This is a genomic window from Pseudarthrobacter sp. LMD1-1-1.1, from assembly GCF_040676255.1.
Taxonomy (GTDB): domain Bacteria; phylum Actinomycetota; class Actinomycetes; order Actinomycetales; family Micrococcaceae; genus Arthrobacter.
The window spans coordinates 49710-62395 of the sequence record NZ_JBEGHP010000026.1 but is presented as its reverse complement, the minus strand read 5'-3'; the positions used below and the strand labels follow the sequence as shown (position 1 = coordinate 62395).

General features: G+C 61.0%; 10 protein-coding genes and 1 pseudogene. 8 read left to right on the top strand and 3 right to left on the bottom strand.

The annotated features are described in order from the left end of the window. The first annotated feature begins 114 nt into the window (after positions 1 to 114). Both MRBLMD1_RS20460 and MRBLMD1_RS20455 read left to right on the top strand, forming a co-directional pair. Positions 115 to 1761, top strand: coding sequence for a thiamine pyrophosphate-binding protein (locus tag MRBLMD1_RS20460; protein ID WP_364403092.1), 1647 nt, complete (start codon positions 115 to 117; stop codon positions 1759 to 1761). A gap of 68 nt (positions 1762 to 1829) precedes the next feature. Then, complete coding sequence (locus MRBLMD1_RS20455; RefSeq protein ID WP_364403090.1) at positions 1830 to 2639, top strand: cyclase family protein; 810 nt, start codon at positions 1830 to 1832, stop codon at positions 2637 to 2639. A gap of 852 nt (positions 2640 to 3491) precedes the next feature. Here MRBLMD1_RS20455 and MRBLMD1_RS20450 read toward each other — a convergent pair. Further along, positions 3492 to 4394, bottom strand: a complete 903-nt coding sequence (locus MRBLMD1_RS20450; protein WP_364403087.1) for an NADP-dependent oxidoreductase — start codon at positions 4392 to 4394, stop codon at positions 3492 to 3494. Positions 4395 to 4541: 147 nt separating this feature from the next. Here MRBLMD1_RS20450 and MRBLMD1_RS20445 point away from each other — a divergent pair, with 147 nt between their 5' ends. From MRBLMD1_RS20445 to MRBLMD1_RS20425, 5 genes and pseudogenes are all read left to right on the top strand, one after another. After that, the gene (locus MRBLMD1_RS20445) at positions 4542 to 4976 is read left to right on the top strand and encodes a winged helix-turn-helix transcriptional regulator (RefSeq protein ID WP_364403084.1); all 435 of its coding nucleotides are present in this window, start codon (positions 4542 to 4544) and stop codon (positions 4974 to 4976) included. 305 nt (positions 4977 to 5281) lie between these two features. After that, positions 5282 to 6043, top strand: coding sequence for a sugar phosphate isomerase/epimerase family protein (locus tag MRBLMD1_RS20440; RefSeq protein ID WP_364403082.1), 762 nt, complete (start codon positions 5282 to 5284; stop codon positions 6041 to 6043). A 15-nt stretch (positions 6044 to 6058) separates the two neighbouring features. Then, entirely contained in the window at positions 6059 to 7429 is a 1371-nt protein-coding gene (locus tag MRBLMD1_RS20435; protein ID WP_364403079.1) for an ABC transporter substrate-binding protein, read from the top strand. Positions 7430 to 7866: 437 nt separating this feature from the next. Beyond that, positions 7867 to 8918, top strand: a pseudogene (locus MRBLMD1_RS20430) (Gfo/Idh/MocA family protein). Positions 8919 to 8920: 2 nt separating this feature from the next. After that, positions 8921 to 9922 (top strand): sugar phosphate isomerase/epimerase family protein, encoded by a 1002-nt coding sequence (locus MRBLMD1_RS20425; protein ID WP_364403076.1) that lies wholly within the window; start codon positions 8921 to 8923, stop codon positions 9920 to 9922. 50 nt (positions 9923 to 9972) lie between these two features. Here MRBLMD1_RS20425 and MRBLMD1_RS20420 read toward each other — a convergent pair whose 3' ends face one another. Next, positions 9973 to 10155 carry a hypothetical protein gene (locus MRBLMD1_RS20420; protein ID WP_414703719.1) on the bottom strand — a complete coding sequence of 61 codons (183 nt, stop codon included), beginning with the start codon at positions 10153 to 10155 and terminating at the stop codon, positions 9973 to 9975. A 329-nt stretch (positions 10156 to 10484) separates the two neighbouring features. Continuing rightward, a complete protein-coding gene (locus tag MRBLMD1_RS20415; protein WP_364403074.1) occupies positions 10485 to 11429 on the bottom strand; it encodes a quinone oxidoreductase family protein in 945 nt (314 codons plus the stop codon). Positions 11430 to 11703: 274 nt separating this feature from the next. On the opposite strand from MRBLMD1_RS20415, the gene MRBLMD1_RS20410 reads away from it, so the two are divergent. Continuing rightward, positions 11704 to 12681, top strand: a complete 978-nt coding sequence (locus MRBLMD1_RS20410; protein ID WP_364403071.1) for an ABC transporter substrate-binding protein — start codon at positions 11704 to 11706, stop codon at positions 12679 to 12681. Positions 12682 to 12686 lie beyond the last annotated feature (5 nt).

The window sequence follows — 12686 nt, the reverse complement described above, 5'->3', positions numbered from 1 at the left end:
ACGAATGCCGGGGGCGCAAATTGGCATTAGTCATGCCCGCCTCCGGCAGGAGAGCATGATGATCACAACCTTGTGGCCCCTCTGCCCCTACTGATATTCGAGGTAAGTATTCAGATGCGCGTATTTGAGAAAGTCGCCGAAACACTTGTTGGCCTTGGCGTTCGACAGGTCTTCGGCGTCGTTGGCAGCGGCAACTATGACGTGACGAAAGCCCTTGTCGAACGCGGGGCGACCTACGTGGCAGCCCGTCATGAGGGTGGGGCGGCTTCCATGGCTGATGCGTTCGCGCGCGTCGGTGATTCCGTGCCTGCCATTTCACTGCACCAGGGTTGCGGCCTCACAAACGCAATAACCGGCATAGCCGAGGCCGCGAAATCGGGTTCTCCCATGCTGATTCTGGCAGCGGAGGTTGCCGCTTCGGCAATCCACTCCAACTTCCGCATTGAGCAGGACCGCCTGGTCGAATCGGTGGGCGCAGCCAGCTTACGCATCACTCGCGAAACCGCGGCCCGCGATATTGCCCTTGCTTATCGGACCGCCGTCACCCGGCGCATCCCTGTCCTGGTCAATCTGCCCCTTGACGTCCAAAGCGCTGAGACCACTGAAGAGTTTCTACCATCCCTGCCCGGTCTAACCGCCCTGAGCCCCGCGGGGGCCCCTGCAACCGCAGACGTTAATCGCTTGGCTGACCTTATCGAGCAGTGCGCGCGCCCCGTTGTCATTGCCGGCCGGGGCGGCCGCAATGCCGGCCCTGAGTTGCGGGAACTCGCCACAGCGTCGGGGGCTCTGTTGGCCACCTCAGCTGTTGCGCGGGGGCTGTTCAATGATGACCCCTTTTATCTGGATATCTCCGGCGGCTTCAGTACACCTTTGGCGGCGCGGAGTATCCAGGATGCCGATCTGATTATCTCGTTCGGTTCGGCGCTGAATATGTGGACCATGCGCCACGGCACGCTCATTGGTCCCGAAGCCATCGTGGTGCAGGTCGATGTAGATCCGCTGGCACCTGGTAAGCACCGTCCCATCAACTTTGGGGTTCTCGGTGACTCCGCTGCCACGGCGGCCGCGGTAACCGCGGAACTGCGAAAGCGTGGTCTGTCGCGGGTTGGCTACCGCACGGAAGACATGGCAGCGGCCATCAAACGCGAGGGCCGCTGGCAGGACGTTCCGTACGAGGATCTCGGTGACAGCCAACGCATAGACCCCCGCACGCTGACCATCGCCCTGGACCGCATGCTCGACAAGGAACGCGTGGTGGCAGTCGATTCGGGCAACTTCCTCGGCTACCCCAGCGCTTTCCTCGATATCCCCGACGAGAACGGGCTCGTCTTCAGCCAAGCTTTCCAGTGCGTCGGCCTCGGCCTAGCCAGCGCTATTGGCGCCGCCTACGCTCAGCCGGACCGTCTTCCGGTTCTCGGTACCGGTGATGGCGGGGCCCTGATGGCGTCGGCCGAAATGGAGTCCGTCGTCCGCCTGGGCATTCCGCTGGTAGTTATCGTCTACAACGACTCCGCCTACGGGGCGGAAGTCCACCACTTCGGTGAAAGCGACCACGCACTGGGCCTCATCACGTTTCCCGACACCGACTTCGCCGCCATCGCCCGCGGATATGGTTTTACAGCCGCAACCGTCAGGACACCCAACGACCTCGATCCCGTCCGCCAATGGCTCGCTGGACCCCGTGACACCCCGCTGCTGATCGACGCGAAGACCGTCAGCTTTGCCTCATGGTGGCTCGAGGAAGCGTTCAAAGGCCACTAAGAAAGCACAAACAATTCCCCGGGACACAACATCCTGAATGCATGAGAGATCGAGAGGCAACAACGACCATGACCGAGACTGCCCAGACCGCACGGGCCGGTACGCTTGCCTGCCTGCTCGAAGGCCTGGCACAGGGACACATCCAGGTCATCGACCTCACCACGCCACTAACCCCGGAGACTCCCGCTCTGCGCTTGCCCGAACCGCTGACCAATGTGATCGATCTCAGCCTCGAAGAGGTTGCCGCCTACGATCAACGCGGCCCCATGTGGGCTCACAACAACATCCACGTCGGAGAGCATTTCGGCACACACGTCGATGCTCCGATTCACTGGATCAGCGGTCGGGAAGGCCGGGATGTATCCCAACTGCCCGTAGAAAGACTCGTCGGGCCAGCGGTCGTGATTGATCTAAGCTCTGAAGTCGCCGCGGACCCGGACTTCCTGCTCGAGATCCACCATGTTAAGGCGTGGGAGGACGCCCATGGCCAACTGCCCGCGGGTGCCTGGCTGCTTTACCGCACAGGATGGGACCAATATGGGCACGACGAATCTCTGTTCCTCAACGCAGATCAAACAGGGCCACACACCCCTGGGGTCTCATCGGATTGCGCGCGCTGGCTGGCTGAAGAGACGCAAATTGCAGGGTTCGGTGTCGAGACTGTCGGAATTGATGCGGGGGCAGGATTCGGTCTCGAACCACCTTTCCCAATGCATCATTTCCTCCTCGGGAACGACAAGTACGGCGTAACGTCACTGAAAAACGTCAACCGGCTTCCGGCCACCGGCGCCTTCATCGTCGTCACCCCACTGCCGATTGTCGGCGGTACAGCTAGCCCGGCACGAGTACTGGCCTTCATCGAGCCAGCCAAGGCATAGCCCAGACATCCACGCCAACCGCCGCACGGGGCTTACCCCGGACGCGTTTAATACGCACATGCCAGCTTCCGGGGATGAGGCGGTAGGAAAAAAGCACCGGTATTAACCCGATTGCTGCTCGGTCTGGATCAACAGTGGCGTGAGGTTCGCGCGGAACCTCACGCCATCCAAAAACAGGGAGACCATCTTGACGAGCAAAAGTGCTTCACTTCAACGGAACAAACACCCCAATACGGCCGATACCACTACACGTCCGACTCTGATACAGGACAGCAGCCCTCGGCGCCGACTCCTGTTGCCTGCGCCTCCACAATTATGCTCAAGCCCGCAGCAAGAACACGTGAGGAACCCGCACCGGGTGAGAGAGCTCCAGGACCCGGCATCCGGCAGCGGCCGTTAGGCTCCGTATGACACAACGACGCACGGCGAAGTACCCGATAAAGGAATGGAACCTACTGATCGGCGCCCCTGTCGAGATAACGAGGTGGGGCGCCCTGGTCCGCGCCGGCATTGTGGAAGACGCAATGCCGGACTCCAGCCTGCTCTGGGTAGCGGCAGAGGGCGTACAAGGCCGTGAGCTATTCTGCGCCGCCGACAACTACGAAGTCTGGATTGAACCGCGTCTTCTCGATGGGAACATGAGGTACCGGATGACCCACGAACAATTACATCGACAGTTTCCCAACGGGACAGCTTCGAGTCCAGGCACTCCGTCCATTGCACAGATTTATAACGGGTATCCGACCAAGTAGCTAATGCGCGGTGCCCTTGCGCGGAAACCGTAAGAGGTGACCTACACCCCGCACCCGTCAGGGTTCGTCGGAGGTCACCTCGCCGCGCTGGCTTCCTGGGTCACGGGATGAGAACGAGCCGGCCACGCAGGCCGCCTTCGGCCAGCCGTGCATGTGCTGCCACTGCATCCTCCAGCGGGAAGATCTGTGCGACGCGTGCTACGAGCTCACCCAGATCGGCGAGACGTGAAAGCGCGGCGAGCTGAACGCCGTTGGCTTGCACATTCAGCGCACCAACGCGAATGCCGCGTTCCGACTCCGGTTCCCGTCCCGGCCACAGGCCGACGTAGGAGCCCCCGTCACGAGTTGCGGCGATCGCCGGGCGCCCCAGGCCAGCAGCGTCCAGCACGCCATCAAAGCTCGCTTGTGCAGGATCTGCCTCGCGGGAGAGGAAGTGATCGGCCCCCAGGGAGAGAAGGAAGGGCTCATCCTCTAGGGAGGCCATGGCGGTAGTCTCCAGGCCCTCCCGGTGTGCCAGCTCCACCACGTGCCCTCCGACGGCACCGGCTGCACCGGTGACCAGAAGCTTTTGCCCCGGCCGCAGCGCCAGCATGCCGAGGGCCTGAACGGCGGACAACGTGTTCAGCGGCAGGGTCGCGGCCTGGACATCGTCGAGCGAAGCAGGAGCCGGGGCAACAGCGCCCGCGTCGAGCACAACGTAGTCGGCATGTGTACCGAGCGGCTCACGGTGGCCCGTGGCCAATCCCATGACGCGTGCGCCGACCTTCCATTCCACCCCGGCTCCCACGGCGTCGATCATCCCGGCGACATCCCAACCCAAGCCGAGCCGCTCTCCCTCGCCGCCGAAAATGCCGGAACGGATGGCGGCATCCACAGGATTCAAAGCAGCCGCCCCCACCTTAATCCGCACCTGTCCAAGGCCTGGCGTAGGCACCGGGACCTCTGTGATTTCAATTGCCTCGGGTCCGCCGAAGCGGGAAACGGTCACGGCACGCATCAACATAATCTTCCTTCCGGAACGGGGCGACACTGACGTGGAGGCCAGGAACGCGTCATGGTTACTAATAGTGTGTACTCCCACGATGGGGCAGTATTGGATCCGATACAAAAGGCACACTCGTGTGCGAAACCGGAAGCGGAGGTGCGCAACATGGAACCGTTAGCCCTGACTGGGCAGGCCCACGCCTTGGCGGGACCCTGCTCCCGTTGGCCGGCGGAACACGGAGAGACCATCCGGCAGATCATCGAGCGGGCAGGCAACAAGTGGGCCGTGCTTGTGGTCAGCTCGCTACAGATCGGACCCCTGCGGTACACAGATCTGCTGCGCTCCACTCCCGGCATCTCACAGCGCATGTTGACCCACACCCTTCGCCAACTGCAACGCGATGGTCTCATCACCAGAACTGCCTACGCCGAGGTGCCTCCGCGAGTCGAGTATGCGTTGACCGAGCTCGGTGCCACCCTGCTCACCGCCATCACAACATTGATCGACTGGGCCGGCAGCCACCACGATGAGATTCAAGAAAACCGCACCCGATTCGACAATTCAGGCACACCCAGTGAGGCCGCGGTACAAACGCGATAAAGAACGCCTACCGAGGGCTTACGGCGCCGACCGTCACGAGGCGCCAGTCTCGACGTACCTCTTCGGCAGTCAGAATAGCGCCGAACCCGACTTGTTGGCAGTCGGCTCGGCTCACGATGTTCTCAGATCTCATCCTGACAGAGGGAGGAACGGGAAACCGGGTCCGAGAGCTCGATAACCACCGCAATAGACCGGCGACCTGGATTTAATTAGGACACATATGGCGCAAGGGGCCGAGATGACCTGTTTGCTACTCTCCATGCCTTTTAGCACAAGCCGAGCTCCGTCGGCGGGTAGAACCCTCCGTGACCAGGCGCCCGGAAGTCAGGTTAGGGTGTAGTTCTCCCGCACATTGGTTGTGTCGCTTCGGGCAGTGGCGCCAGAACGGTTCGACGGCGTTCGTCTATTCGCGCCGCGGTGCGTCCAAGCCACATTGCAGGCGGGCTTTGGCGCTGGACAGGTCCGTCGTCCCGTGCAATCCGCCCGACGGGTTAACTCCGCTGTTGATCAGGGCCTCAAAGCAGGCCACGCGGTTCCGAAAGCACGACAGGTTTGGACGTCTGGCGGCAACGTTCAACGAAGTCGGTGCTATCGCGCAAAGAGCCGGAATCTCCTTCGGCTTGCACACTGAATCTCATTCCATGATGTGGCTTGAACGCGATATCGAGCTGTTCATGCTCGCAACTGATCCGTTCTACGTCGGGCTGTGCCTTGATGCCGCGCACATCACGCTTGGTGGGGGAGACCCGGTAGCCGTCGCCGAGAAGTACATCGGCCGTCTGGTCTCATCCCACTGGAAGGATGCGACCGCAACTATGCCCTGGTCCGTGCCGATTGATAAATCGGTCCACGTGGCGCACCGGGAATTCTGCCGTGTTCCCGGCCAGGGCATTGTCGATTGGAAGGCCTGGGCGTCCGTTATGGACCGGGCTGGGTTGACGTACCCGGCCTTGATCGAAGTGGACGCCATAGCTACTCCCGTAACGCAGATCCAGAAAGCGGTTGCTTTTCTGAGCCCTATCCTCGATCAGCTTGACCTCACGCCCGCTCGCACCCCGCACGACTGATTCAAAGGAAAGACAATGTCAACACTCAAACCTCGAAGGACACTCTCCGCCGCCGCCGTCATCCTTTCCGTGGCGATGCTTGCCACCGGATGCGCTGACGACCAAGGAGGCAGTTCCGCATCCCCTTCGCTGGGGCTTAGCCTCACCACCGCGGCATTCAACAAGGCCAAGGAGATCGCTGGCGACCAGAAGTTGACCGGCTCCATCACGTTCATTTCGACTCTGGGCGGCGATGAGCGAAACAGGTATCTTGCAACCCTCAAACCCTTTGAAGAGGCGACAGGCGTCAAGATTGAATACACGGGTTCTGAGGACTATCAGGCTCTGGTCCAGTCCAGCATTGATGCCGGCAAACCCATCGATGTGGTCCAGGCGGGCAATACCTCTATCGTCCGAAAATACGCTGGGTCCGGGAAAATGGTCGACCTCAACAAACTAGTGGGCAAGGATCAGCTGGCCAGCGCGTTCAATCCGTCCATGCTGGCATCCACGACCAAAGACGGCGCCAACTACGGCCTCTGGTCAATGCTGAGTAATTACGAAATCTGGTACAACCCTGCTTCCTATAGTGGCCCTAAGGGCACCGACGTTACCTGGGATCAACTGAGTGCTTGGACAGACGAGCAATCGAAGTCCGGCCATGCCCCCTGGTGCATGGGCTTGAGTGCCGGTGCTTCAACAGGGTGGCCTGGCGCCTACTTCGTCCTCAACATCCTGCTAAAACAAGCCGGTACGGACTTCGTTGCCGCCCTGGGCCGGGGTCAGGCCTCTTGGGATTCACCCGAGGTTCGGGCAGCATTTGCGACGTTTGCCAAGGTAGTCGCCTCCGACAAGACTGTCGCCGGAGGCCCGAGCGGTGTAATTACGACCGATCCTGGTGAGGCGGGTCTCGGTATGTATGCCGATCCCTCTCAATGCTCGCTGATGCACTGGGGCACCTTCACAGCCTCAATTCTTCAGGCAGCGGAACCTAAGGCAGAACCAGTCAAGGGGCTCGATTTCATGCCGATGCCGACCATAAATCCGGCGTACGCGAAAGCTGAAGGCTACGGAGGCAACGTGATGTCCGCTTTCTCGGATCGTCCCGAAGTTGCCGCACTGATGAAGTATTTGGCATCAGTTGAGGAGTCCAACCTAATTGCCGCCACAGGAAACTGGACCGGTACGAATGTAAAGACCAACAATTCGGACTACCCCAACGAGCTGTTGGGCAAGATTTCCAAGGAGATCCTCGAGGGCACTGACCTCGTTCCATTCCCGACAGCAGTAGCGCCAGCCGCCGTCAACAGCGCACTTTACAAAGCTGTCTCCGAATTTGTGCAAAAACCGTCGTCGCTCGATGCCAACCTCGCTGCCGTCCAAACAGCTGCCAAAGCGTCCAGCTGACCCTTCTTAAGAGAGTCGGGTGGCGGCCCTCGGGTCGCCTCCCGGCGCCGTCCCTAAGGTAAGAATCATGACCCCCCACCGCGATATTCACTCTCTTTGTTGGCGTGCTGGCCATACCGATTGGCATCCTCTTATGGCTGTTCCTAGGCGAACGGCTGGTACATCTGTTCCCCATGAAGCGCCAGGTGGGCGCCCGCGCAGTAGTCTGGCTTGTGATTCCGGTGCTGCTGGGGGGCGGCATCCTTCTCTTTCCGCTCATCCAAACCGTCATCATGGCGTTCCAAAATTCCAGTGGCTCCGCTTTCGCTGGCGTGGAGAACTTTGCGTGGGCGTTTAGTCCCGACGTCGTTCCTGTCTTGGTGAACAACGCGATCTGGATCGTTCTGCTGCCCCTGACAACCCTGGCGGGTGGGCTGATCCTGGCTGCTCTTGCTCAGATGACATCTCCCCTTAGTGTGCGTCCCTTGCGCGTGGCCGCCATCGGTTACGCCTTCATGGGAAAGGCCCACTCAAATGCGTGGCGGAACGTGGCCAGTTTCTTCGACGTCCCGGCCTTCGAACAGAAAGTGCTCGTAGGACGGGATGCTACGGAAGTCGCCTTCGCAGCCGGAAAGTACGGCTGGACTGAATGGGCCACCGACTGGCGTGACGTCATCGACGGGGATGACATCGACATCATCGACATCTGCGCGCCCGGGTGGATGCACGCCGAAATCGCCATCGCAGCCCTCGAAGCGGGCAAGCACGTGCTCGTGGAAAAACCCCTCGCCAACACCCTCGCCGAAGCCGAACTCATGACAGCGGCAGCGGCCAAAGCCCGCGCCCGGGGAGTGCAGTCCATGATCGGCTTCAACTACCGCCGCGTCCCCGCCCTGGTCCTGGCCCGCGAGTTGATAGCCGAGGGCCGGCTGGGCACTATCCGCCACATCCGCGCTCCGGGCAAAGCGTCATCGAGGTCACCGGAACGCTCAAGACCTTCGTCGCCGAACGACCCGGACCTCGCGGCCCGGAAGAAGTAACGGTCGACGACGCGGCCTGGGCGACGCTCGGGCTAACAGGCAACCTCAGCGCCTCCGTCGAGGCATCACGCGTTGCCACCGGCCAGAAAAACAGCCTCCGCATCGAAATCTACGGCTCCGCCGGGTCACTGACCTTTGACCTGGAGAACCTGAACGAGCTCGGCTTCCTGGACGCCACCGTCCCGGTCCGGGAGCAGGGCTTCCGCCGGATCCTGGTCAACGAACCCGAACACCCCTACCTCGAAGCCTGGTGGCCGCAAGGGCACATCATCGGCTGGGAACACACCTTCACCCACCAGATCCGCGACTTCCTCACAGCTATCTGTGAAGGAAGCCAGCCGTCGCCGTCGTTCGAAGAAGGCCTGCAAATCCAGCGGGTACTCGCCGCGATCGAAGACTCAGCGAACAACCGAAGCGTCCTCACACCCGTGGCGTCACCCACCCCGGAAGCACTGACAGTAGGAGCCTGACCATGCCCCGCCCGTACACCCTGTTCACCGGCCAGTGGGCCGACCTCCCCCTCGAGGAAGTCGCCAAGCTCGCCTCGGGCTGGGGCTACGACGGCCTGGAAATCGCCGTCTCCGGCGACCACCTAGACGCCTGGCGCTGGGACGAACCCGGCTACGTCGACTCCAAGCTCGCAATCCTGGACAAGTACAACCTGAAGGTCTGGGCCATCTCCAACCACCTCAAAGGCCAGGCCGTCTGCGATGACCCCATCGACTTCCGCCACCAGGCCATCGTCCGCGCCAAAGTTTGGGGCGACGGCGACCCCGAAGGAGTCCGCACCCGCGCCGCCGAGGAAATGAAGCACACCGCCCGGCTCGCCAAGGCACTGGGCGTGGACACCGTGGTCGGGTTCACCGGCTCCTCCATCTGGCAGTACGTGGCCATGTTCCCGCCCGTCCCGGAAAAAGTCATCGACGCCGGCTACCAGGACTTCGCCGACCGCTGGAACCCCATCCTGGACGTCTTCGACGAAAACGGCGTCCGGTTCGCCCACGAAGTCCACCCGTCCGAAATCGCCTACGACTACTGGACCACCGTCCGCACCCTAGAAGCGATCGGCCACCGCGAAGCGTTCGGCCTGAACTGGGACCCCTCCCACATGATGTGGCAGGGCATCGACCCCGTCTCCTTCATCTGGGACTTCAAGGACCGGATCTATCACGTGGACTGCAAAGACACCAAGATCCGCCAAACCGGACGCAACACCGTCCTGGGCTCCCACCTGCCCTGGGGCGACCCCCGCCGCGGCTGGGACTTCGTCTCCGCCGGCCGGGGCGATGTCCCCTGGGAAGCCTCCTTCCGCGCGCTGTCCGCGATCGGCTACACCGGCCCCATCAGCGTCGAATGGGAAGACGCCGGCATGGACCGCCTCCACGGCGCCCCCGAAGCCCTCGCAGCCCTCAAAAAATACGACTTCCCCGCCTCCCAAACCAGCTTCGACGCCGCCTTCAGCAGCAAAGACTAAAACTGGCTCCCTGCGGGCACGAAGAGTATTGATAACTCCGCGGGAATCGCTCAAGAAATGACTTCCCAATAGGTGCGGTTATACAGCCATTGACGGTCGGCTGGCCATTTTCGCTGCCTATTGGAGTGCCCCACCTTCGAGCGCAAATCTGCGATCGTCTTTCCCGGGAGATCGAAGGCCGTGCCATGGTCCACTGATACGCCGATGTCGGACAGGACCACAGTGATGTTCACGCCGGCCTCCATGCGGCACCCTTCGCTGGACCGTGTCAGGCCTTGGCCGTGGCACATCACGTTCACCCCGCCCGACCTCAAGCCGCCGTCTTACCCGTACTGGATCACCGTACGTCCGCGTCAACGCCGAGGGTGTGTGAGGCCTGGCGAGCCGCACCACGATCACCGCCAGGTTATCTCGGCCGCTCCGAGCTATATGCAGCCGTACGGAAAGCTCCTTGGGTTATGGTCGCGTTCTGTGCTCCATGAAAGCCCAGGGAAGCCGCGGCAGACGCAGCGTCATGAAGGTCCCTCCCGCCCCGGGGGCCTCAAAGAGCCACTGCCCATGCTTAGAAGCGGATCACAGCCCGTCCACGAATTCCCCTGGCCTGGAGCAGGTGGAGTGCCTCTGCTGTCTGTTCTAGCGGAAACTCGGTGTATTCGACACGGATAGTTCCTTCGGCGATCTTGGGTAGCAATCCCGCGATCACTTCCTTGGCCCGCATTTGCATGCTTATGAGGCTCAGCGGCAAGATGGCTACGCCCGTGGCCAACCAGGTCGGTAGATCGATCGTAAATTTCGCGCCAGCTGTGTATCCGACGCAGATTGCCTTTCCTCCAGGCCTAACGCATTTGATTCGTTGTCCTAGGCTGGGCCCGCCGATGGTGTCCACGAGCAGGTCGGCGGGTCGTTCCGCTGCAAGAAAGGCCAGTGCTGACGCATCCTCGACCGCGATGCCACGAACGCCGTCAGGCAGGTTACCCAGGCGTGAGCGCCGCGAGACGAGTGCGATCACGTGTGCTCCCGCTTGGAGCGCGAGCTGGACTGCCATTGAACCCACTGCTCCGGTAGCGCCCGAAACAGCGACGGTCTGTCCACTTCTAAGCTCCCCAAGATCGTGCAGAGCGATGTAAGCAGTTGCAGTCGGGACAAAGAAGGTCGCCGCGACGCTCGGATCTACACGAATCCTCAGTGGAGTCAGCGCAGCATCGGGAATTGAGGCGCGTTCGCGCCAGGTGCCGTCGCGATCCACGCCTATCGCTCCGTCGCGGACAATCACCTGGGTGCCCGGTTCGAAGGTGTCCGATTGAAGCACAGTCCCAGATCCCTCCACGCCCGGGATGTAGGGCAGGGGCGGGTGCAGGGCGAACTCGCCGGTCGCTACAGTGATGTCCAGATGGCCTACTGCGGCCGCATCAATTCGCACCAGAGTCTCGCCCTGAAGTCGGTGCGGTTCGGCAAGGTCGCCGATAAGGGGAGGAGTGTTCCACTCGTGAATCAGGGCCGCGCGCATGATGAAGCCTCTCAATCTAAGAGTCGGGATTGTCATAGCCTGCACCCCTGGATTGAAGGATTGGAGGCTTGGGTTCACTGATTGGACCAACGCGTCCCTGTGACTGCCACGATTCACGCCGGCGCGGTTATCCACGTCACAAAAGGACCCGGACCGGCTGTCTGGTCTGTTCAGCGAACCTCCGGGTTGAACACATCCGGGGTCGAGGAGGACCTTGAGTCCTACGCCCCGCTGAGGTCAGTGCCGGGCTGGCCTAAACAAAGGAAATCAATTCATGCATGGATCTCATCGCAGGACGCTAAAGATGCTTTTTTGTGCTCTTGCCGTAGTGATGGTTGCTGGCTGCGCCAGTAGCGCGGATGGGGCTAACAACGGCACGTCCGGATCAAACAATCAAGTTGTCATCGGTGTAGCAGCAGATGCAACCTACGGGGAATTTTTTGTAGCCGATGCGCAGGGGCTCTTTAAGGAGGCAGGCCTGAACGTCAAGATCAGGAAATTCGCCGCTGGCGGTGATGCCGTCCAAGCAATTGCCGGAAAAGAGGTACAACTCGCGGGCGCGAGCCCGACGACACTCCTTACTGTTGCTGCGGAAAACCCGGCTTTGCGTGCCCCCTTTGTATACATGGAATCGCAGTCATTCATCAAGGTAGTAGCGCGTCCGAACATCAAGACGGCCGCTGATATCAAAACAATAGGCGTAGTCCCAGGCTTAAGTACTTTCCTCGGCCACGCATACCTGAAATCTGAGGGCATCGATTCCACGAACGTGAAATTCGTTTCGAGTGACCCGGCCACCCTTCCCAGTCTCGCTCAGAAGGGCGACGTGGACGCCTTCGTACTTTGGGAGCCGTGGCCTAGTCGAGGAGCAGCATTGGGACTGACGGTCCTGAAAGACAGCGGATCCTTCGATCAGCCCATCATGCAGGCCTTGGCAGGTAACCAGGACTGGATTGATCAGAATGCAGCCGAAGTGGCCAAGATTGGAAAAGTTCTGCAGCAAGCGTCGGACTTCATCAAGAGTGACCCTGAGAAGGCGTCTACGGCTATCGCTAAAGCCACCGGAGGGGACCACGACCAGAGCCTGAAGGACATGGCCCTTGTGAACTACGGCGTGCGGGCTTACAAAGAGTCAGATTACAGTGCGTTGGCACAGCAGTCAGACTTCTTCGTCAAGGCTGGGACCTTGAAGAAGGCGCCCGAATTGAAGGCGATTTTTCTCCAGTCCTGGTATTCCGAGAATGTCAAGTGATTGGA

Coding starts and splice junctions, on each gene's coding strand:
- MRBLMD1_RS20410 (WP_364403071.1), top strand. CDS start 11,704: ATGCATGGATCTCATCGCAGGACGCTAAAGATGCTTTTTTGTGCTCTT.
- MRBLMD1_RS20425 (WP_364403076.1), top strand. CDS start 8,921: ATGCCCCGCCCGTACACCCTGTTCACCGGCCAGTGGGCCGACCTCCCC.
- MRBLMD1_RS20450 (WP_364403087.1), bottom strand. CDS start 4,394: ATGTTGATGCGTGCCGTGACCGTTTCCCGCTTCGGCGGACCCGAGGCA.
- MRBLMD1_RS20455 (WP_364403090.1), top strand. CDS start 1,830: ATGACCGAGACTGCCCAGACCGCACGGGCCGGTACGCTTGCCTGCCTG.
- MRBLMD1_RS20415 (WP_364403074.1), bottom strand. CDS start 11,429: ATGCGCGCGGCCCTGATTCACGAGTGGAACACTCCTCCCCTTATCGGC.
- MRBLMD1_RS20445 (WP_364403084.1), top strand. CDS start 4,542: ATGGAACCGTTAGCCCTGACTGGGCAGGCCCACGCCTTGGCGGGACCC.
- MRBLMD1_RS20460 (WP_364403092.1), top strand. CDS start 115: ATGCGCGTATTTGAGAAAGTCGCCGAAACACTTGTTGGCCTTGGCGTT.
- MRBLMD1_RS20435 (WP_364403079.1), top strand. CDS start 6,059: ATGTCAACACTCAAACCTCGAAGGACACTCTCCGCCGCCGCCGTCATC.